Below are 21,298 nucleotides of genomic sequence, written 5' to 3' on the forward strand. Positions count from 1 at the left end.
CTCAAATTTGACCAAATTCGCCCACTTTTGACCTAGCAGTGCACACAAGGAGCACACGAAATGGCCACCTTCAAGCAGCTCCCGTCCGGCAACTGGCGCGCGCAAGTCCGCCGCAAGGGCTCTTATGCCAGTGAAACCTTTCGGCGCCACAAGGACGCCCAAGAATGGGCGTTGGCCACGGAACGCCGCATCGACCTGGGCGGGACGGCAAGCCGACCCAAGGTCAAGGATCCCACGACCTTTGGCGACCTGATCGATTTGCACGTCACCGACATGAAGGAGGTGCTGCGGGCACCGCGCCGCTCCAAGGCCTTCACCCTCGATGCTCTGCAAACGAAGCTGGGCAAGGTGCGCCTAAAGGAACTGACGCGCGAACGGCTCATCCAGTTCGGCAAAGACCGCGCAAAGGAAGGCGCAGGCCCTGTCACCATCGGCATGGACATCGGCTATATCAAGCTCGTAGTTTCTCATGCCGCGGCCGTTCACGGGATTGGAGTCCAAGTCGAGCCGATCGACCTGGCCCGCATCGCACTCAAACGCTTGGGCCTGGTCGGCAAGGGCCGGGAGCGCGACCGACGCCCTACCCTCGACGAATTGCAGGCGCTCGCGGACTATTTCGAGAACAACGGCCGGCAGATCATCCCCATCGGCCGGATCATGCGTTTCGCCATTGCCACGGCCATGCGCCAGGACGAAATCTGCCGCATCCGCTGGGAGGACATCGACGCGAAGGCCCATACCGTCGTCGTGCGCGACCGAAAGGATCCGCGCGACAAGAACGGCAATGACCAAAGGGTGCCGCTGCTGAGCGCCACGGGCTTCGATGCCTGGGCCATCTTGGAGGAACAGAAATCATTCTCCGGACGCAGCAGCCTGATATTCCCTTACAACGGTCGCTCTGTAGGCACTGCATTTAGACGCGGGTGCAAGGAACTGAAAATCAAGGATCTCAAGTTCCATGACCTGCGACATGAAGCCGCCAGCCGCCTGTTCGAAGCCGGCTTCACCATCGAGCAAACCGCGCTGGTGACCGGCCACAAGGACTGGAAGATGCTCAAGCGGTACACCAACCTGCGGCCGGAGTATCTGCATCGCCTCAAGCCGCTGACACAGCTCTCGTCGATCGACATGCCCGCCAGCCCAGCGCAGATTGCGCTGGGCGCTTCCACTGCCCCCGAACACGCCAGTACAGGAACCTCCACCTCTTCGCCCCCCAACATGCAGGGTGCCGGGCACTCCCGTACGTTCGCTGCATCCCCAGTGGGTGCAGCAGCCTCCATCTGAATCCTGCTTTGCACCGTGCCACTTCAACCGACCGATTACTACCGTTCGCATCTGGCGACTCTGCATCAGCAGCTTCTCGCGCACGGGATCACACAAACCTATCTGACTGGCATGAACATCCGGTACGACGGAGAGGAATTGGTAGCCACCAACCTTTTCGAGATGCCATTCGGTCAGTTGTCGACATTGGAATTCGCCCACCTGTTCTCCGTGTTCGATGGCAGCCGCGTACACGAACAGGCGGAGAAACGGCATGGCCCCGACGATGCACCGCCGGGCCTGTACTTCACAGTGATCAACAACAAAGTCATTCAAAGCCCCCACAAGAACAAGCTGGGCCTCTTCACTGAAGAAATCGGCACGACGGACCTGTTTATCGACGGTCTGCACATCGACCACTACTTCCTGAACGAGCACCAAACCCCGCGCAACCTGGGCACATTCGCTTTCACGCTGTGCGCGATCACGGCGCACTTGGCCGGGCTGGGTCATATCTCTCTGGTCGCCGCCGGCGGCAAGGGCTACAGCAAGCGCCATATCGGCTACAAAGTCTGGCCAAAACTCGGTTTCGACGCCGATCTGCTTCCTGGCGAAACTGCGGGCGCGCCACATCTCCAGGACTGCGAAACCGTTCAGGACGTACTGGCGATCGATTCCGCATGGTGGGACGCCCAAGGATCACAGCGCCTCATGGCCTTCGATCTGAGCGCTGCTAGCACATCTTGGCAAAAACTGATACCCTATGCTGGTGAAAAAGTTTTTGCCGGAGATCCTCGTGACTAGCTCCACCGCCCTCAAGAAGTCTGCAGCAGCGCCCAAATTTGAGGCGGGGGCGAAGCCTGGGCGCGTCTTCACCCTCTCGTTGAAGGGCATCCCGCGTGTGACTGCAGAAGGCAAAAAACGACTGGAAACCGCAGCAAGGGCGAACAGCAAGCGACGCGACTACCCCCAACTTGTCACGGAATAGTCAGCGCCCTGCCCCCAACAACCAGCCCGCCCGAGAGGCGGGTTTTTTGTGCGCAAGACAGGTGCCCGACGACCACGTTAAAGGAGGATAATCAACGCTCTCAGCTTTTACCCGGCCAGGGTATCCCTTTTTTGTTGGCGCGGGAGATGGAGCGATTTTCGGGGAGGCGGCGTTTTCAACGCCATCATCGATCAGCATCAGGGATACCCTAACGTGGTTGCTGGCACACCAGCACGGCAACCCCGAGGCCTTGCTCATCGAACCCAGTAGTCAATCTTGCTAAGCGCGTCACCAGAGCGCTTCCGTTTTTGCCAGATCGGCTTGGGATCAAGACCGGGATCCTTGATCTTGCCCAAGGCAAGCAATGCACGCCAACGGTAATGGTCATACACCGCGCTGATGGCTACGGAATATTTCAAGGCCAGTTCCTTGTTTTTGCGTACGACAAGAAAGTTCTCGTCGTTCTTGCTCGACGCACTGTCACTGAAATTATGTGAGCCCGTGATCACCAAGGGCTCAGCACCGAATGCGTCGATCACGATCACCTTCGCATGAATGATGGCGTGGCCGACCGTCGGAAACTGCGGACTGGAGCCAAAGAAATCGCGGCGCGTAACTTCGGCAGCCCAAGTCGCCAAAGGCGTCTTGACACCCTCCGGCTCAAGCACTGCAAAGGGATATTTCTTCGTGACGTCATCACTGACCAGCTTGACCACCGTCGTCTGTTTCTGGTCGCCCGATCCAGTCGTGACCGGCATAGTCAAATCATTGATGACACCGTAGAGATATAGGCCTTGGTTCTTTAGCCGTGCCTGCTGAACGTCATTGAGCAAACCTTTGGTTCCAGGTTTGAACATCAGAAAAAGAACGGACTCCTTGGCTGCATCAATCAACGATGCGGCGTAGTCCATGTCAACGCGTTGCTTGGTTGGCGTGAAAAACAAGGAATAGCGGTCAGCGATCTGTTTGGCGGTCGAATTGCTGGTCTTCAAATCGTCAGGGAACTCGTCACCTGCCTTCTGGATGCGATCCCATTGATCTAGGTATTCCTGTGCTAGTTCCTTGTCCTCGATGAGGATGCCATTGTTGACCTGGGTGCAAAGCCCCGTCTCTGCCCAGTTCGTGCTGCCGGTCCAAACGACCTGTGGCTCGCGCGCCGCATTCGTGAACACCACGAACTTATTGTGTCCTAAGCCTTTGGACTTGAGTAAACGGCGATGCAGATCAATTACGCCATCTAGCTGCGCGGCGGCTTTGGCATTGCCATCGCCAGACTTGTCGCTGCCGTTCGCCAAGATAACGTGAGCCCTGGTGCGCAAGCCGATGAGCGACTCGATCAGTTCGGGATCCGACAACTCGTATAGCGCGCCCCAGATGTGCAGGCCATCGGATTTAGCGGACGCCAACAGACTGACCAGTTTGCTGAGAAGGTCGCCTCCCAGGAACTTTCGCAGCGCGTCCTCATGATTTGCTAGATTAGCCTTGAATTTCTTTAGCGCCTTGACCGAGAAATCTCCTTTGAGCGCCCGCGCCATGAACTGCGACATCACAAGACCTCGGTTGAAATATACCGAAGCATCGCCTGCCGTTGGGGTCAATGTGATCCACGGCGTCCAATCTGCTGCTTGAGCTACATCGGGCTGCACGGAACCATCGGCCAGACGCAGCACCGGGGTGACGCAGTAGCGAACTTCATCCCCTGTGCTGACGCTGTGGTCCGTCCAGTCATACCGTTGAAAAGGCCATATGGTGGAGGGGCGGGTTTCGCCTTCCTTCATGGGCTCGCCCTTGAATCCCAAGCGGTTGGGCAGCACAAGGCGTTCTATGCCGTTCGGACGCTTTCGCTCGCGACCAATCGTGAAACCAAGGCAATCGGCGATTTCCGTTGTTTTCCAGATGACTAGGCAGTCATCACCGTTCGCATACACACGTAAGTCAATTGCCACGGTTACCTCCTTTGTTGTTATTCAACCCTGCAGCTTGACGCGGCAGAAGCAAGACTGCACAAAGAAAAAGAGCACGGACCGACACATCCTCGGTGGCCCTGTTGGGCAGAATCACGCACGGTGTCACCGACTGCCGAGTCCTATGGTAACGAATTGTTTGCACCCCTTGTACCTAATTATGGGGAAAATTCGCTCTGTGATCGTTTTGCGCATTTCAGTTCTTCCCCCCTATCCGGTGACATGAACGTCTCCGACATCTGCGGAATCAGTGCCGCGACATCCAGCTTCACTACCCCCCGCACAGTCTCCGCGTGGATAGTGGACCCAGGCGAATTAAATACTGGTCAGCGGCACGAAAAAAGAAGGATCTCTGCCGGTTACATTTAGCATCGACCTACCAGATCAGTCATTGCTAAGCATCCAGCAAGGAGACAACTACTTGACGACCGACCTTCAAAAAGCGGAGTTCGCACACGATTTACAAATCGGTCTCTCCCGGAAGAGTGTTCCAGAATTCGATCAACTGCCTCTCATCGGCATGGCTGCGAAGCTTGCCATCAACCTGCGTGGCCTGGGCGAGATTGAAGGACCAGTTCTAAGGCAGGTCGCTGATCATTTTTTTGATATTCCAGCCATGGTTCTGCAGCCAGCTCTAGATATCCTGGCTCAGATCGAATACGTGCAACTCGTCACCAGTGGCAAGACGCTGAAGTCCGTCATTCCTCAAGTCCCTCATTTTTCGAATGTATATGGAGGGCTTGGCGAGTACATCGGGACAATTTCGCTGACTGAGCATGAGGAAGTGGCAATTGCAGTACTGAATGAACTTCGTACAAAGCCTGAAAAACGTGATGCTTTGATTAATCGTCTGGGCGCACCGATGTCGCTGTTTGGCAGAGTCGAATCGATTGCCACGGAAGGTGGACTGATCATTCCCAAACGAGCTCGCGGTCAAGATGTACTGGTCAGCCCTTTCTATTTTTCCGACAGTCTTGACGCACTGGCAAATCAAGCCGCATCAGGAGGCGCAAAGGGAGTCCAGCGCGTTTTAGAATTGTTGAAGAAGGCGCAAGGCTGGCCGCTGTCAATGATCGTACGAAAAGGAGAAATCAACGGAACCAAACTTACCGTTAGTGAACTCCAAATTCTTCAGGAATTAGTTGCAGACGGCATTTTGCGCCCACCAAGCCTTCGAAATACCAAAGCGAATACGGACGAGCATTTCGTTTTTACCCCGAGGCCAGGCTCGGTTTCTCTTGACGGATCTTCACGTGAGATTTATGAGCGGACGATGGCGATTGTTGCGGCCGTACGAAAAGGTCAACTTATGCCGAGCACTTACGCAATTCGCTCGCCTGTTGCACTTCTTAATAAACTAAAAAATCAGAAAAAAATTGGTGCGAGTACCGAATCAGCACATCAGTACATGAATCTTGTAACGTTGCGCGTGGGTAGATTGGTTGCGACACAAAAGCAGGGTTGGTATGAGTTTGTTTTAAATGACACCCCGGAAAATGCCCAGGCTTTACTAGACGCAATTGCACTTTTTCAAGAAGGTGAACCGCTATCAACAGGTGTTTCAGATGATGCCCGAATTGCGCTGCAACGAGATGAGTCATATATCCAGTCAATTCTTGCTTCTTCAGTACTTAGAGCCACGCCTCGCCCCGCATTAGACGAACAAGCGCGGTCAGAAATGGAGCAGATGCTTTTGGACCTCAAATGATTAAAGATTCCGAACAAAAACAAAAGGCTATTCGCTACTGTGTCTCCCATGGCTATGTCCCATATATGGAAGCAGTTGTTCGGTACTCTGCCGATACGTCCGAAATCGCAGCTGATATTACAGATGTGGATGTATTGGGCCTTAGACCAGCCGCCGAAGGCGCAAATCGAAGGGTTTTGTTTGATTGCAAAACTCAAGCCAAAATAAGTGGTGTGTCAAGGGCACTCTGGGCTGCAGGCCTGCTTCGCATGGTCAGTGCTGATGAGGCCTTTGTGATTTTATCCAAAGCGGCCCCCGAGGGGCATCGTCTTGCGGCGGGAGAAATCTCCGTCCACCTATTTTCGGAAAAATTGTTTGATGAATTCGCAAAATCATCCTCCATCGACTACATCGAAGGAATAACTTATTTAGATGATTTAGGTGCTTGGGATACGCTTTTTGCGTTGCGCAATTCTTCAGTAAAAATTGCCCCCCTCGTGGTTTTCCTGACCAGCGAAGCCCCATTTGAAGATGACCCTACAGCCGGATTTCGCAGCCTACTTGCGAGATTAAAACAAGCTGAAGGTGAATTTGATGCGACCAAGCCGGCTCATCTCATGCTTTACGGTTTAGTAGTGAGCCAAGCGCTTATCTTTATGAGTGCAATGACACGGGCGTTTAATGCCGTCTTTGACCAAGGAATGCCTCTTGGAAAATTTGAGACTTCGTTAAAAAACTACGTATGGGGCGGCAAAGAAGGCTACGCGCTACGCCAGAAACTACATGCCGCGCTTCACGCGGGTAGATCAGAAGAAGTTTCACCATTTCAATTGCCTGGCTGGGACAAATTCGTTGAACTTCAGCGTTCATTGCTTGATGCTCCATTCTTGGCCGGCACAGCGGCACTACCAGTTAAAGATATTGCATTCAGACATTTATGCGATCCGAAAGAACATGCCGACCGAAGGATTAATGCAGAAATGACCGGGAATAAGCGCACTAAGCAATTTGCACTCCATACGAATCGATACATAGGCTCGCTGTCCCGGCTTTTAAAAGACTGCTCAGATCGGTACGCATCCCTCCTCAGCGAGGTTGCGAAGAGCTAGTTCAACGTCTAAGACAGTTATCACTCTTTACATATCATCCCGTTCTTGCGGGCAAGATGTGATGACTTTTTGTACCCCAAACGTGAAACACCCATGCTGCTTATGGGGGCCGTCTTTGAGCAATGGAATTTTTCCATCGCCACCTGGTGGAAGAGCCGATTAAGCGCCCCACCTTGAATGCCTTGCGAAACACTAGTTTCTCCAGATTTAAGACGTATCTCGGCGAATTGGCCTTTGCGAACCAAACTTTGACACTCCGCCTTTCCTAAATCCCCTATCCCCTGCGATAAACGCCTCCAGCATATGCGGAATTAGCGCCACCGCATCCACCGCTTCGCCGTAGGTCTGAGCATGCAGCGTGGCGTAGCGGTCGAGCTCCACCTTCAAGCCCGCCGGGCAGGCGAATGTTAGTTTGACAGTCTCGGTCTTCGGCAGCGGCCCGAGCCGCAGCTTGTTCGCGCTCATCGTGGCGCACCTCTATTGAAAAAGAGTGGCTGATACGGCCGCAGCACAAGATCACGGTTGACGATGACGCGCACCGGCAGGCCGGGTCGCTCGGTCAGCGTCGGCTGCATGTTCATATTGCGCCGGGTCATCTCCTGGCCCACCTGGTTCACAGAGTCCTTCAGGCTGTCGCGTCCGGCGATGATCACGCGATCGCCACCATTACGACTCTCCGGTGCGGCCAACTCGGCCCCGACGCCCAACAAGGTAGTTAGCGCGGCCCCGGCGAACACGCGATCCCAATGCCAGTCCACCCCATCTTCCAGACCCGAATAGCCCGCTGGATCGGTGCCGACCAGCTTGTCGAGCTGGAACGAAGACGTATCCGGCAGGATCACCCGATTCCACACCACCTGCACGCGGCTCTGCCCATAGCTGACCTGGCTGTTGTACTTGCCCAGCAAGCGCGAGCCCTGCGGGATCAGCACGTACTTGCCGGTGGCCGTGTCGTAGACCGGTTCCGTCACCGTGGCGATCACATCGCCCGGCAGGTCGGACTTGATGCCCGTGACCAGCGCAGCGGCGATCACCGTGCCAGCCATGACCTGATACGGCGATGCAGGCATTTGCAGGGAGCCGGAATTACGGGTTTCCGTAGAACCGGCTTTGGACAGAAACGCCTCCTTCTGGTCTTGCCGGTTCTGTACCGTCGTGGGATCACCGGACTGCGCTGCTGTCGAGGCCGGACCAGCGGCCATCGGATCAAAGGCGGCATTCGCGGCCAACGCTGTGGCCGCAGGCAAGGCCTGCGGCTGCGCGGCAGTGTCCACCTTTTGACCACCTGAACGGAAGAACACCGACGAAGCAGCAGCCTCCTCGGCCTGCTTCAGGCGCGCCAGGCGTTCGGCTTCGGCCGGATCATGGCCGGGCTGCTGATAGCCATAACCCTGCGCCTGTTGCTCAGCCTTGTGGATCGGCCCGCCCAAGTCGCCTGGCAGCGGCGCGCCAAGCTGAGGTACGGCAGGAGGCAAGGCCGGCGGTAGCTTGGAATAGTCCGCTGGCAGTCGATCAAGCCCTTCCGAGCGTGACACGCGATCAACGTTGTACAACTCCTTCTGGTCTCCAGCGCCACGGCGCTGCGTTGATTGCAACGACCAGATAGTGCCGCCAAGTACGGCAGCCGCCAGCCCGCCAGCGAGGACGGCCAGCATGCGCCGGTTCAAGCGCGTGACCGCACGCGGCTGGGCACGCAAGGTCACGTTCTCCGGGGCCACCTTGGGCGGCACGTCCGACACCGGAATATCGGCGGTATCGTCTTGGCGCATGGTCAGTTCCTCCGTCCATCGGTGCGCTCGATGCGCACCACGTCGCCCTTATCTGCGCCCAGGCGAAGTTCGGCTGCGCCGAATAGCCGATCCACGATGTAATACGGCGAGCGGAAACGGTAGTTCACCAGTTGCCCATCACCTTGGGTGCCGATGACAAACAACGGCGGCAGCTCGCCCTGGGCGATGCCACCGGGAAACTGGATATAGACCTTCTCGCCATCATCGAAGGCACGCAAGGGCTTCCACGGCGGATTGCTACCCGTGATCGCGTAGCGGAAGCGAATCCTCTCCAGCGACAGCCCCGCATCCACCGGCGCGGCGACCTGCGCCGCTTGCGACTGGCGCTGCAAGGCCAGCATGCGGTCCTTCGGATAGTCCCAGGACACCAACGCCATCCAAGCCTTCTCGGTCGACGTTAGCTCAATCAGGTAGGTGCGCCGGTTGGTTGTCACAACCAGATTGGTCTTGAGACCGCTGCGCGTAGGTTTGACCAACACGCTCACGCGCAGGTCACTTCCCGTACCGCTGGACGTGTCACCCACGATCCAACGCACGGTGTCTCCGGCCGCGACCGTCATCAGCTCCTCGCCGGGTTGGAGCGAAACCACCGTCACCCGGCCCGGACTGGCATAGACCTGATACAGCGCACCGTCGGTGAACGGCCATACCTGGATCGCATTGAGGTAGCCCTCGCGGGTGGGCGCGATGCGCGCCTCCTGATTGGCGCGGGACACGCGCAGCTTTTCGTCGGCGGGTTCCGGCTCGGACTTTTCATCGGCATGGACCGGCAAGGGCTTCAACTGCTCGGGCAGTGGCACAGGCTGTGGAACGGTCACCACTTCAACCGGCTTGGGCGGCTCCGGCAAAGGCTGCGCCTGCACCGCCTCATCCAGCGTGATGGTGGGCGGCGGCTTGACCTGGGTGGCGCAGCCCGAAAGCGTCACGGATGCGGCCACCAGCAGGGACAGAAATACGTAAATGCGTAAAGACGGTTTCATAGTTTGGTTCCTTCAGAAGAATCGAGTTCACGGCTCCACGACAACCCATTGACGTAGATACCCAGCGGATTGCGGCGCAGCCGTTCCTCGGTGCGCGGTGTTTGCAGGACGACGGACACAACCGCCGTCCAGCGCTCCAGTCCAGCGGCTGCGCCGTTGACATAGCGGCGCTCGGTCCAGCGCACGTTGAACGACGCATCACTGGCGCGCACGATGCTGGTGATCTGCACCGTCACCGACTCCTTGCCGATACGCGCGAATGGATCGTTGGTGCGCGCGTAGTCGTTGAGCACCGCCGCGCCTCGGTCGGTGGTGTAGTCGTAGGCATCCAGCCAGTTCTGCCGCACGACGATGGGGTCGATGGACAGCGAGCGCACCAGCGTGACGAAGCTCCCCAGGTGATGTGCGGTCTGTGCATCGTTGGGTTTGTACGGCGTGGCCGCTTCACCGACAGCGCGCACCTGCCCGCCGCTGTCCACCTCCACCACAAAGGGCGTGACGATGGACTGCGCCGAGCGCCAGACCAGGCCGCCCGCCATCAGGAGGGCCAGCGTGAGACAGCCGAAGGCCATCAGCCGCCAGTGCTTTGCCTGCACGCGGGATGAACCGATACGGTCGTCCCAGACCTGTTCGGCGGATTGATACGGGGTGGCAGGCTGCGGCGTGTCCGCATAGCGCACCAGTGGACGTTTGAATCGCATGAGATGTTCTCCTTATGAATCCGACGGGTCGCGCAGGCTGGGGCTGCTGCCTGCGCCGCCACCATCCCCACCGCGCAGCGTGTGGGCGACGGTCGAAGCGGCATGACTAATTTGCTGGCGGCGATGCAGACTCTTGGCCCACGTGGGTTGTTGGGTATCGGTGGGTGTGGCATCGTTGCCGCCTTGCGCGGCCGGACCACTGGCTGTGCTGGCCGAACCGGAACCAGCGCCAGACCCGGATGCCGGGGCATCCGGTTTGATAGCAGCAGCAGCCCGGTCCTTCATGGACTTGGCTCCGGCTGCGACCTTCTGCCCCACCGATTGCGCGCCCGTCCTGGCGACGTTGCCCAAACCTGCCGCCGCACCCTTGAGCCCGCCACCTGCACCGGCAGAACCGGCCTGGAATGCGGACTTCGCGCTGCTGGCGGTTGAGGCCATCGAACTGGCACCGCTCGCGGCCATCTTTGCGGCCCCCGGTGCCATGCGCGCACCGGCAGCAACGGCACTGCCGACACCCGTGGCGGCAGCACCTACGGCCACCGCTGCTCCCGCTACGCCCAACGCGGTTCCGGCAACGGCACCTGCACCCAACTGCGGCGCCCCAGACACCAGCCCGGTCGCGATGCCTGGCCCGAAGATCCCCAGGCCCAGCATCGACAGTGCGGCCAGCATGATGGTCAGCGCGTGGTCGATGGAGGGTTCATTTGGCGTCACCTGGAACTCGGCAAACAAGCCCGTGCCAATTCCTACGATGACCGCCAGCACCAGCACCTTGATGCCCGACGACACCACGTTGCCCAACACCTTTTCGGCGAGAAACGAGGTCTTGTTCCACAGGGCGAACGGCACCAGCACAAAGCCGGCAAGCGTGGTCAGCTTGAATTCGATCAAGGTGACAAAGAGCTGCACCGCGAGTACGAAGAAACTCACGATCAGCACGAACCAGGCCAGGAACAAAACGACGATCGCGTCAAGGTTCACGAACACTTCGGGGAAGCCCGCCATGTCACCGATCTGCTTCAAGATCGGCGCGCCCGCGTCGATGCCCACCTTGGCCAGCCGCCCCGGCTGCAGGAACTCGGCCTGTGTGATCGTCGAGCCGGATGCCACCAGTCCCAAACCGACAAAGGACCGGAACACGATGCCGGCCAGCAGATTGAAATTGCCGATGATGTAGGCGAAGGTGCCCACATACAGCACCTTCTTGATGAGCTTGCCCATGATGTCGTCGCCGCCACCGCTGGCATGGCTCATGGCCCAAAACAGCCCGGCCAGCGTCATGTCGATCACCACCAGCGTGGTTGTCAGGAAAGCAACTTCTCCTTGCAGCAAACCGAAACCAGAGTCGATGTAGTGCGAGAAGACGTTGAGGAAATGGTCGATGACGGAAACGTCGTTCATGGCGGCCCCTCAGTTGCCGTAGAAATCGACGGTCTGCGGGGTGTACGGTGTGCCGTCACCGATGAAGCGCCGCCGCACTTCGCGCGCACGCTCCTGCACCGCAACGACGCGCGCCTGCTCCAGCGCGGTGGCGCGGTCCTGCGTGATTTGCAGTTGCTGCGCCTGGATGGATTGCCGCGCCTGCAAGGCCAACAACTGATTGGTCGCCTGGGTGGCCTGCAAAGCGCCGACGGCCGACTGGCTGCGGTTCACCAAGTCTGTCAGCGTCTGCTCATCGGACACGAAGTTCTGCACCGCTTGGGACTGCACCTTGGTCGCGGTGCGCAGCGCTTCGAGCGAGTTGCGCCAGCGCGAACGCGCATCGATCGCCATCTGGGTTCCCGAGGTGGAAGCGGAATACGCATCAGGGTAGAGCCGCTGGAATTCGTTCTCCATCTGCGACACGTTGAACGCCAATCCCTGCGCCTGTTGGATGAGCTGGTTGGTCGCCGATAGCGACGCACGCAATTCATTCAACGCGCTGAAGTCCAGACCGGTGAGGTTCTTCGCCTGGTTCATCAGCGACTGCGCCTGATTCTGGAGCTGCCTAATCTGGTTGTTGATCTGCTCCAGAGTGTTGGCGGCCGTCATGATGTTCTGCACAAGGTTGGTCGGATCGATGACAACCCACTGCGCGTATGCGGCGGGCATGAGGGTTACCAGCGTTGCGGCGGCAATGGCGAGGATGGTCTTTTTCATGATGGGTACTCCTGTTGAACTGACGAAAGGGACGGAAAGGACGGAACAAGGTCGGCGGCCCAGTCGAGGCCGCGATGGCGCAGCCAGGCGGCTGCGAAGTCGGGAGACGGCACCGAACGGGATACCGCGTCAATGTCGCGCTGGTCCTGCGGTGTCGAGGCACCGGCAAAGGCCAGCGTGATCGGCCCCAGGTCCAGGTCGAACAAGCGATTGCCCAGCCGTGACTGGTAGTAGTAGTCGCGTTTGGGAACCGCCTCGGCCACGATGTCGATCTGGCGACGGTTCAAACCAAAGCCTTCGTAGATCGTGCGAATCTGCGGTTCGGTCGCCTGCGGATTCGGCAGGAAGATGCGGCTGGCGCAGCTCTCCACGATGGCCGGGGCGATGGACGAGTTCTGAATGTCCGCCAGCGACTGCGTAGCGAAGATGACGCTGACGTTCTTTTTGCGCAGCGTCTTGAGCCACTGGCGGATGCGTGCGGCGAACACCGGGTCGTCGAGGAACAACCAGGCCTCGTCCAGAATCAGCAAGGTCGGCGCGCCATCGAAGCGTTCGTCGAAGCGCGCAAACAGATAGCCCAGCACGGCCAACACGGCGGCCTTGCTGTGCATCAGTTCTTCCATCTCGAAACACTGGACGGAACCAGACCCCAGGCGGTCCGAATCCGCATCCAGCAGCTTGCCGTGCGCGCCGCCGAGCACGTAGGGCTGCAAGGCTTGGCGTAGCGCATTGGATTGCAGCAGTACCGACAAGCCGGTCAAGGTGCGCTGCTCCACCGGCGCACCCGCCAGACTCCCCAGCGCCGACCAGACTGCGGCCTTCTCCTCGGGACCGACGGTCACGCCTTCATGCAGCAAGCGACCTTCCAACCATTCGGCAGCCCAGGTGCGGTAGCCTTCCTGGTCGATGCGGGCCAGCGGCTGGAAGGCGATTTCGCCACCTTCCTCCCATCCTTTGCCCAGGTCATAGTGCTCGCCGCCCAGGCCCAGGATGGTGGCGCGCATGGAGCACCCCATGTCGAAGGCAAAGATGCGCGAGCCGGGATAGCGACGGAACTGCATTGCCAAGGCCGCCAGCAGCACCGACTTGCCCATGCCCGTCGGGCCGACCACCAACGTGTGGCCTACGTCGCCGATATGCGTCACCAGCCGGAACGGCGTGGCACCGTCGGTGCGCGTCACGATCAATGGCGGCCCATCGAGATGCGCATTGCGCTCCGGTCCGGCCCACACCGCCGATACCGGCATCAGGTGCGCCAGGTTCAGCGTCGAGATGATGGGTTGCCGCACATTGGCGTAGGCGTTGCCCGGAATCGAGGACAGCCACGCCTCCACGGCATTGAGCGTTTCCGGGATCGTGACGAAGCCACGGCCCTGGATGACACGCTCAATCCGACGCAGCTTTTCATCAGCAGCCGAAGGATCTGAATCGAGCACCGTCACCGTCGCGGTGACATAGCCGAAGGCGACTTGATCGCTGCCCAGTTCCTGCAAGGCGGCATCGGCATCGTTCGCCTTATTCGAGGCGTCGGTATCGACCAATGGGCTTTCCTGTTGGAAGATCGTTTCGCGCAGTAGTGCCACCACGTTCTTGCGCTTGGCGAACCACTGGCGGCGCAGTCGGCCCAACTCCGTTTCCGCCTCGGCCTTGTCCATGCAGAGAAAGCGCGTGGACCAGCGGTAGGCGAAGCCCAGGCGGTTCAGGTCGTCCAGCAGCCCCGGCCAGGTCGAGGTCGGGAAGCCGCGCACCGATGCCACGCGCAAGTGCTGGTCGCCCAGCATGGGGGCCAAACCACCTACCAAGGCGGAATCGGCCAGCAAGGCATCAAGGTAAAACGGATGCTCTGGCACCGCTACCCGATAGCGCCGGGTCGAGACCGTCGCATGCAGGTAGGTCAGCGTCTGGCTGTCGTCCAGCCAGACGATTTCTGGCATAACTCCATCGAGCAAGTCGAAGAAGCGATCCGTCTCTGACACAAACGACTCCAGCCGCTCGCGCCAGTCCACGCCGCCCTGCGGTGTGTTCTCGTACAGCAGCTTGGCCGCGCGAGCGCGCGATTCCTCGGGCGGCAGATATGCCAGCGTCAGGTGATAGCTGCTCTCGAAGTGGCTGTGGTCTTCCTCGAACGAGGCCCGGCGTTCTTCGTCCACCAGCCAAGACAGCGGTTCCGGGAAGTCGGAATGCGGATAGTTGGCGGCAGCACGTCGCTCGGCTTCCACGAACAAGGCCCAGCCTGACCCCAACCGGCGTAGCGCGTTGTTCAAACGCGCCGACGTGGCGATCATTTCGCCCTGCGTGGCACTGTCCAGGTCCGGCCCGCGAAAGCGCGCCGTGCGCTGGAACGAGCCATCCTTGTTGAGTACAACGCCCGACGCGACCAGTCCGGCCCAGGGCAACCAGTCTGCCAGCAGTGCGGGACGCTTGCGGTATTCAGCGAGATTCATCATGGCGTGTTCTCCTCATTCGCCTTACACATCCAGCAGCGGACGGTGCTTGATGTGCCGGGCGAACACGGCCATGAACTGTGGATCGAGCCGCGCACCCCAGACCGCCAGCGAATGGCCGACGATCCACAGCACCAGGCCGGGTATCCACAGTTGCAGGCCCAAGCCGACGGCGGCGGCTAACGTGCCGTTGGCAATCGCCACGGTGCGCGGCGCACCGCCCAGCAGGATCGGTTCGGCCAGCGAGCGATGCAGCGGAATCTCGAAACCACTGGTGAAACCCGCCGCGAAATCATTGGCGGCACTCATGCGACCACCGCCCCGCCCGAGAATGAGAAGAACGACAGGAAGAACGAGGACGCGGCGAACGCGATGGACAGGCCGAACACGATCTGGATCAGCTTGCGAAAGCCACCCGACGTATCACCAAAGGCCAGCGCCAGGCCGGTTGAAATGATGATGATCACCGCGACGATCCGGGCCACCGGCCCCTGGATCGACTCAAGGATGGATTGCAGCGGCCCTTCCCAGGGCATGCTGGAGCCAGCCGCGTGGGTAGTCGTTGCCAGGCACAACATCAGCGCGGCGAGCACGGCAACGTGCAACGCCAGCCGCAGATGCGGATTTACAGAAAAGCGGGAAGTCGAAAATACTGTCTGCGCAGGGGTACGGGTCATGGCAATTCTCCAGGGGTGGTTGAGGAAGGAAGCGAGATGGTCGAAAGCGGCGGGGCGAGCGCGTCATCGAGCTGGTAGCCGTGGCCGTCGAAACCGACCACGCGGGCGATGGTCTGAACGTGGCGGGCACGGCCGCGCCCGGCGATGAAGACGACGACATTCACCGCCTCGGCGATCAGCGCTCGCGGCGGTGTCAAAGCGACTTCAAGGATCAGTTGTTCCAGGCGCAGCAGCGCGCCGTGGGCGGAACTGGCGTGAATCGTGGCGATACCGCCGGGGTGGCCGGTGCCCCATACCTTGATGAGGTCCAGTGCCTCGCCGCCACGTACCTCGCCGACGATCACGCGATCCGGCCGCAGTCGCATCGTGGCCCGCACCAGTTCGGCCATCGACACCACGTTGACGCGCGTGCGCAGCGATACGTGGTCGCGGGCGGCACACTGAAGCTCCACGGTGTCTTCAAGCACCAGCACCCGGTCGCCGGTGGCTGCAATCTCGGCCAATAGCGCGTTGGCCAACGTGGTCTTGCCGGTGCTGGTGCCCCCGGCGATCAGGATGTTCTGCCGCTCGCGCACCGCGCGACGCAGAAACTCGGCTTGTTCCTCGGTCAGGATGCTGTCGGCAACATAGCGCTCCAGACCGATGATGCTCACGGCGCGCTTGCGCAAGGCGAAAGCCGGCCCCGGCGCGGCGGGCGGCAAGATGCCCTCGAAGCGTTCACCCGTTTCCGGCAGCTCGGCGGTCAGCAGTGGCTGGCCGCGATGCACCTCGGTGCCGACATGGGCAGCAACCAGCCGGATGATGCGTTCGCCATCGGCCTCGGACAGCTTGACACCGGTCGGTGAACGGCCTGACGACAGCCGGTCAATCCACAAGGAGCCGTCTGGGTTGAGCATGATCTCCACCACGTCAGGGTCTTCCAGTGCGGCGGCAATCAGTGGCCCCATCGCCGTGCGCAGCATTCGGATACGCCGGTCCAGCGACGTGGCGGCAGATGACGGCGGCTTAAGCTGCAACTCGGGTGGCAATTTTGGGACGGCACTCATGCTCCGTCCTCCTGCATGGCCGCTTCTGCTAGCCGTGCAGCATCGGGCTGGATTTCCTCGTAGACTTCCTTGACCAGGCTACGCCCGCGCAGCAGATGCCGGCCAAGTTGCTCGATGAACTGCTCGAAGCGCGCCTTGCCCTGTGCTTTCGCGGCCTCCTGAAGGGCCTCCGGCACCGGCGTGCTTACTGTGAGGTAGTAGCGCACGTACAGCGCCATCGTCTCGATCAGGATGTTCTGGTCACGCTCCAGACGCTCGAATTGGCGCGACAGCCGGTCCAGCCGTTTGGCGGTGGCCGCCTCGCGCTGGTCGCCCGCGTCCGGCGACAACCAGGACACGAGCGCCGCCGCGACGATGGAGGACTTGGACACGCCTTTCTTGGCGGCTAGTTCGTCCAGGCGCTTGGCATGGTCATGTTGGATAAAGAGATTCAAGCGGGCTTGGGTCATAGCTGGATTCCGTCGTCAGAGTCGAGAGCGGCCAGCCGTGCCGTGCGCTGCAAGCGCGGGTCGAACTGGGATGGGATGGGAAGCGGGAAATCGTCGTCATCAAGCAGCGAAAGGTCGCTGGCCGACTGATCGGGTTCGGGGCTGTAGGTGGCGACTTCGGACAACTCGGGCTGCTGACGCGGGCCGCCGTCATCGGCCGATTCACCCAATCCAGCCGTGGCGGAAGCGGCCGGCACAGTAGGCACAGCCAAGGCACTCCAGTCGTCAGCGCGTGCGGCAGGCACGTCGCCGTAGCGTCCCAACATCAACGTGGGCGGCGGCAGTACGCGCCGCTTGAAGTTGGGGTCGAGGTAGTAGCGCAGCTTCTTCGCCTTGATCGGTGCCTGGCCAGAGACCATCACCACCGATTCATCGGGCGGCAGTTGCATGACTTCGCCTGGGGTCAGCAGTGGCCGTGCTGTCTCCTGGCGCGACACCATCAGGTGGCCCAGCCACGGTGCCAAACGATGGCCCGCGTAGTTGCGCTGTGCGCGCAGCTCGGTGGCGGTGCCCAGCGTCTCGGAGATGCGCTTGGCCGTGCGTTCGTCGTTGGTGGCGAAGGTCACGCGCACATGGCAGTTGTCCAGAATCGAATGGTTCTGGCCGTAGGCTTTGTCGATCTGGTTGAGCGACTGCGCGATGAGAAAGCTACGGATGCCGTAACCGGCCATAAATGCCAGGGCCGTCTCGAAGAAATCAAGTCTGCCCAGTGCAGGGAATTCGTCGAGCATCAACAGCAGCTTGTGGCGGCGAGCGATGCCATCGCTGCCGTCCAGCGATTCGGTGAGTCGCCGACCGATCTGATTCAGGATCAGTCGGATCAGCGGCTTGGTGCGGCTGATGTCCGAAGGCGGAACCACCAGGTACAACGACACCGGATGTTCGGCAGAGATCAGGTCGGCAATGCGCCAATCGCAGCGCGACGTGACTTCCGCCACGGTAGGATCGCGATACAGCCCCAGAAAACTCATGGCCGTGGACAGCACGCCCGAGCGCTCGTTGTCCGACTTGTTGAGAACTTCGCGTGCGGCCGATGCAACGACTGGATGGGTGTTCTCGCCCAGATGCCGCGTCGTCATCATCCGGTGCAAGGTCACCTCGAAGGGGCACGCCGGATCGGAGAGGAAGTTGGCAACGCCGCGCAGCGTCTTGTCTTCGCCCGCATACAGCACATGCAGGATCGCGCCGACCAGCAGCGCATGCGAAGTCTTCTCCCAGTGGTTGCGTCGCTCCAACGCGCCTTCGGGATCAACCAGGATGTCGGCGATGTTCTGCACATCGCGCACTTCATGTGCGCCGCGACGGACTTCCAACAGTGGGTTGTACGCGGCTGATTTGGGATCGGTTGGATTGAACTGCAGGCAATGCGAGAAGCGCGAGCGCCAGCCAGCGGTGATGTTCCAGTTCTCACCCTTGATGTCGTGGATGACAGCGGATGCAGGCCACGACAACAACGTCGGCACGACCAGGCCCACGCCTTTGCCCGAGCGTGTCGGTGCAAAGGTCAGGACATGTTCCGGCCCTTCGTGGCGCAGATACTGACTGTCATGCAAGCCGAGAAAGACACCGGCCGGGCCAGTCAGTCCTGCCTTGTGGATTTCCTTGGCATCGGCCCAGCGTGCCGAGCCGTAGGTCGTGACCAGCCTGGACTGCCGCGAGCGCCATATCGACATGCCGATGGCGACCACCATGGCAACCAGCCCACTTGCGCCAGCGATGGCGCCACCTGTGTTGAAGACGTGCGGTGCGTAAGCGTCGAAAGAGAACCACCACTCGAACATCCGCCACGGGTGATAGGCCGGCGTGCCGAAGAAGTCGAACCAGGGAGTACCAAGGCGTAGCTGGTAGCCCAGTGCGGCGGCGGTCCATTGTGTGGCACCCCACACGCCGGCTATGACGATGCTGAACACCGTCAACACCTGACCGAACAGCACACTGGTCCCTTGCATCCTGACCTCCGAATTTCTTCTGCACAGCGCGCGCACAAAGACGTGCCGCAGACATGAGGTTCGAGGTTGGGTCAGTGCCGGTCAAAGACCGTTATCGGCACAATCCATGGAGAAAAAGAAAGATTCCCAGCAGGGGCGTAGACAAGAAAAACGCCGCAAGCGGATGCGCATTGCGGCGTGTATGGTGATTTATTGAAATATTTTTGCCGACGCAAAGAATCGATACACACGGGGCCATACGACAGGCACTGGCCAGTCGTAATGTCACTATCTGCACGAGACGATCAGTTCTTGGGGACCGGCTTGGGGGTGTAGGGCGTGCCGTTACCCATGAAGCGCTTGCGTGTGGCTTCGGCCACTGCATTACACAGCGCATCGCCCAGCTTGGAACGATCGGCTTTGCACTGCGCGCGCAGTTCCTTTAGCCGCTCGGGGTTGGCGGCCAGTGAATCGACCGTCTCCGTGGGGGCAGACTGGCCGCAGGCGGTCAATAGTACCGCGAGCATCAGGACATCAATCATCTTCACGGCATGACCTTTCATTGAACGGTAGCGGAGTTCGATGCTTGGCCATCGACAGGGCTCACCCTGTCGATGAAGCGGCTCAACTGTTCGGAGGGCTCGGCGTCTGGTCGCAGGAGGTAGGTGGTTAGCATTGGCGAGCGACCAGTCAGCGGACGAGCAATCACATCATGATTGCGGCATGCGGCGATCTGGCTTTCGCCCGTGAACCCCAACCCGTAACCGGCTGCGACCAACGTCATCATCAAGTCCTGCGTCGGCACACGATCCGCCACGATGGGTTTCGCATTTACCGTGCGCAGCACCCGATTGACCTGCTGCCAGAAGCCTTCGCAAATTTCGGGATGGCACAACACCAGCGGATATCGCAACACCTCGTCGAGCGGGATGCGCCGGTGCACCAAGAGTGGATGGCGCGCCGGCACAGCAATTACCAGTGGTTCGCTCCATATGGCCTCGGCGATGAGCCCTTCGCCTACTTCATCAGATAGTGCAAACCCCGCGTCATACAGGTCGCCGTGCAGCCCCTTTATCTGCTGCGACAGCGGTGTTTCTGACAAACGAATCTCCACCTCTGGTTCATCTTCGCGGCACTGTGCAAGCAAAGCCGACAATCGTGGCTGGGCGATGCCATCGGACAGCGCGATGCGCAGCCGACCGTGATAACCGGTAGCCGCCGCCTTTACGCTGGTTTTGGCTTGATCGATAGCTGCGAAGATGCGATGAGCCTCTTCCAGAAAGACCTTACCCGCCCAGGTCAACCGTGTGCTTCGCGTCGTCCGCTCGAACAACTGCACGGCCAAGTAAGATTCCAGTTCCTTGATAGTCCGTGACAACGGCGACTGCTCAATGTGCAGGCGTTCAGCTGCACGGGCGAAGTGCAACTCTTCGGCCACTGCGATAAAACAACGAAGATGACGTAGCTCCATGTTGTCTGACCTATCTATGGTTGATGACTCAACAATTGGCAACGTGTCCCGGCTCAATATTTAATCGATGCGGGCACCAGAACATCCTTAATTCTTGTAGTAAGGCATGGTGCCGTCCTTCTGCGCTATCGCCAGTTCAGCCTGCACCTCCGCACGGGTTTTAGGCGTTCCTGGGTTAACGACAACGGGATAGTTGTTGTCATTATTCAAGTTTGACCATGTGCCGTTTGTTTTTGCCTGAGCCAACTCAGCCCGTACGTCCGCACGAGTTTTTGGCGTTCCAGTATTAACGACGACGGGATAGCTGCTGTCATTGTCCAAGCTTGACCATGTGCCGTTTTCCTTTGCCTGAGCCAGCTCGGCCTGCACTTGTGCCCGCGTCAGAGTACCTGATCTGGAATCAGTGATGGGATACTGGTTGTCAGAGGTTTGCGCAAAAGCACTTCCGGCGATTGCCGAAGCCAAGGCGATTACGGTGGAAGCCAGTATTTTTGTGGTGTTCATGATGTCATCTCTTTTAAAATTAATAAGAATCACTACGCTATTGCGTGGATTGATTGCCTTCACCGCGGAACTGAGCTCCACGGTATGCGTAACTCGGGATAGCAAGATGTTGCCGTGCG

20 protein-coding genes are annotated in these 21,298 nt (G+C 59.6%); 4 read left to right on the plus strand and 16 right to left on the minus strand.

Annotated elements, in window-relative coordinates:
• The first annotated feature begins 60 nt into the window (after positions 1-60).
• Both AC07O2_RS05945 and AC07O2_RS05950 read left to right on the plus strand, forming a co-directional pair.
• Positions 61-1,284, plus strand: coding sequence for a site-specific integrase (locus AC07O2_RS05945; RefSeq protein WP_495074824.1), 1,224 nt, complete (start codon positions 61-63; stop codon positions 1,282-1,284).
• A gap of 15 nt (positions 1,285-1,299) precedes the next feature.
• Positions 1,300-2,067, plus strand: a complete 768-nt coding sequence (locus tag AC07O2_RS05950) for a hypothetical protein (protein ID WP_495074825.1) — start codon at positions 1,300-1,302, stop codon at positions 2,065-2,067.
• Positions 2,068-2,505: 438 nt separating this feature from the next.
• Here the strand turns inward: AC07O2_RS05950 and AC07O2_RS05955 are convergent, their stop codons facing one another.
• Positions 2,506-4,197, minus strand: coding sequence for a phospholipase D-like domain-containing protein (locus tag AC07O2_RS05955; protein ID WP_495074826.1), 1,692 nt, complete (start codon positions 4,195-4,197; stop codon positions 2,506-2,508).
• A gap of 439 nt (positions 4,198-4,636) precedes the next feature.
• Here AC07O2_RS05955 and AC07O2_RS05960 point away from each other — a divergent pair, with 439 nt between their 5' ends.
• Together AC07O2_RS05960 and AC07O2_RS05965 are read left to right on the plus strand one after the other, a co-directional pair.
• Positions 4,637-5,923 (plus strand): hypothetical protein, encoded by a 1,287-nt coding sequence (locus AC07O2_RS05960; protein WP_495074827.1) that lies wholly within the window; start codon positions 4,637-4,639, stop codon positions 5,921-5,923.
• Complete coding sequence (locus AC07O2_RS05965) at positions 5,920-7,011, plus strand: hypothetical protein (protein WP_495074828.1); 1,092 nt, start codon at positions 5,920-5,922, stop codon at positions 7,009-7,011. Before AC07O2_RS05960 ends, AC07O2_RS05965 begins: the two co-directional genes overlap by 4 nt.
• Before the next feature lie 207 nt (positions 7,012-7,218).
• Here the strand turns inward: AC07O2_RS05965 and AC07O2_RS05970 are convergent, their stop codons facing one another.
• The 15 genes from AC07O2_RS05970 to AC07O2_RS06040 form a co-directional block, all read right to left on the minus strand.
• On the minus strand, positions 7,219-7,476 hold the full coding sequence (locus tag AC07O2_RS05970; RefSeq protein ID WP_495074829.1) for a DUF2274 domain-containing protein: 258 nt from the start codon (positions 7,474-7,476) through the stop codon (positions 7,219-7,221).
• Positions 7,473-8,780 (minus strand): TraB/TrbI/VirB10 family type IV secretion system protein, encoded by a 1,308-nt coding sequence (locus tag AC07O2_RS05975; protein ID WP_495074830.1) that lies wholly within the window; start codon positions 8,778-8,780, stop codon positions 7,473-7,475. The genes AC07O2_RS05970 and AC07O2_RS05975 overlap by 4 nt, the downstream gene beginning before the upstream one ends.
• Before the next feature lie 2 nt (positions 8,781-8,782).
• Positions 8,783-9,781, minus strand: a complete 999-nt coding sequence (gene trbG, locus AC07O2_RS05980; RefSeq protein WP_495074831.1) for a P-type conjugative transfer protein TrbG — start codon at positions 9,779-9,781, stop codon at positions 8,783-8,785.
• Positions 9,778-10,482 (minus strand): conjugal transfer protein TrbF, encoded by a 705-nt coding sequence (gene trbF, locus AC07O2_RS05985; RefSeq protein WP_495074832.1) that lies wholly within the window; start codon positions 10,480-10,482, stop codon positions 9,778-9,780. Before trbF ends, trbG begins: the two co-directional genes overlap by 4 nt.
• A 12-nt stretch (positions 10,483-10,494) precedes the next feature.
• Positions 10,495-11,883 (minus strand): P-type conjugative transfer protein TrbL, encoded by a 1,389-nt coding sequence (trbL, locus tag AC07O2_RS05990; protein ID WP_495074833.1) that lies wholly within the window; start codon positions 11,881-11,883, stop codon positions 10,495-10,497.
• 9 nt (positions 11,884-11,892) lie between these two features.
• The gene (gene trbJ, locus AC07O2_RS05995) at positions 11,893-12,621 is read right to left on the minus strand and encodes a P-type conjugative transfer protein TrbJ (protein ID WP_495074834.1); all 729 of its coding nucleotides are present in this window, start codon (positions 12,619-12,621) and stop codon (positions 11,893-11,895) included.
• Positions 12,618-15,068 (minus strand): conjugal transfer protein TrbE, encoded by a 2,451-nt coding sequence (gene trbE / locus AC07O2_RS06000; protein ID WP_495074835.1) that lies wholly within the window; start codon positions 15,066-15,068, stop codon positions 12,618-12,620. Before trbE ends, trbJ begins: the two co-directional genes overlap by 4 nt.
• Before the next feature lie 21 nt (positions 15,069-15,089).
• Positions 15,090-15,374, minus strand: a complete 285-nt coding sequence (locus AC07O2_RS06005) for a VirB3 family type IV secretion system protein (RefSeq protein WP_495074836.1) — start codon at positions 15,372-15,374, stop codon at positions 15,090-15,092.
• Complete coding sequence (locus AC07O2_RS06010) at positions 15,371-15,742, minus strand: TrbC/VirB2 family type IV secretion system protein (RefSeq protein WP_495074837.1); 372 nt, start codon at positions 15,740-15,742, stop codon at positions 15,371-15,373. Before AC07O2_RS06010 ends, AC07O2_RS06005 begins: the two co-directional genes overlap by 4 nt.
• A complete protein-coding gene (gene trbB / locus AC07O2_RS06015; protein WP_495074838.1) occupies positions 15,739-16,788 on the minus strand; it encodes a P-type conjugative transfer ATPase TrbB in 1,050 nt (349 codons plus the stop codon). The genes AC07O2_RS06010 and trbB overlap by 4 nt, the downstream gene beginning before the upstream one ends.
• Entirely contained in the window at positions 16,785-17,237 is a 453-nt protein-coding gene (locus AC07O2_RS06020; protein ID WP_495074839.1) for a CopG family transcriptional regulator, read from the minus strand. The genes trbB and AC07O2_RS06020 overlap by 4 nt, the downstream gene beginning before the upstream one ends.
• The gene (locus AC07O2_RS06025) at positions 17,234-19,225 is read right to left on the minus strand and encodes a conjugal transfer protein TraG (RefSeq protein ID WP_495074840.1); all 1,992 of its coding nucleotides are present in this window, start codon (positions 19,223-19,225) and stop codon (positions 17,234-17,236) included. Before AC07O2_RS06025 ends, AC07O2_RS06020 begins: the two co-directional genes overlap by 4 nt.
• A gap of 284 nt (positions 19,226-19,509) precedes the next feature.
• Positions 19,510-19,752 (minus strand): EexN family lipoprotein, encoded by a 243-nt coding sequence (locus AC07O2_RS06030; RefSeq protein WP_495074841.1) that lies wholly within the window; start codon positions 19,750-19,752, stop codon positions 19,510-19,512.
• A gap of 11 nt (positions 19,753-19,763) precedes the next feature.
• Positions 19,764-20,675 carry a LysR family transcriptional regulator gene (locus AC07O2_RS06035; protein ID WP_495074842.1) on the minus strand — a complete coding sequence of 304 codons (912 nt, stop codon included), beginning with the start codon at positions 20,673-20,675 and terminating at the stop codon, positions 19,764-19,766.
• Positions 20,676-20,762: 87 nt separating this feature from the next.
• Positions 20,763-21,179, minus strand: a complete 417-nt coding sequence (locus tag AC07O2_RS06040) for a DUF4148 domain-containing protein (RefSeq protein WP_495074843.1) — start codon at positions 21,177-21,179, stop codon at positions 20,763-20,765.
• Positions 21,180-21,298: the final 119 nt, after the last annotated feature.

The sequence above is a fragment of the Rhodoferax sp. GW821-FHT10B06 genome (genome assembly GCF_059415605.1).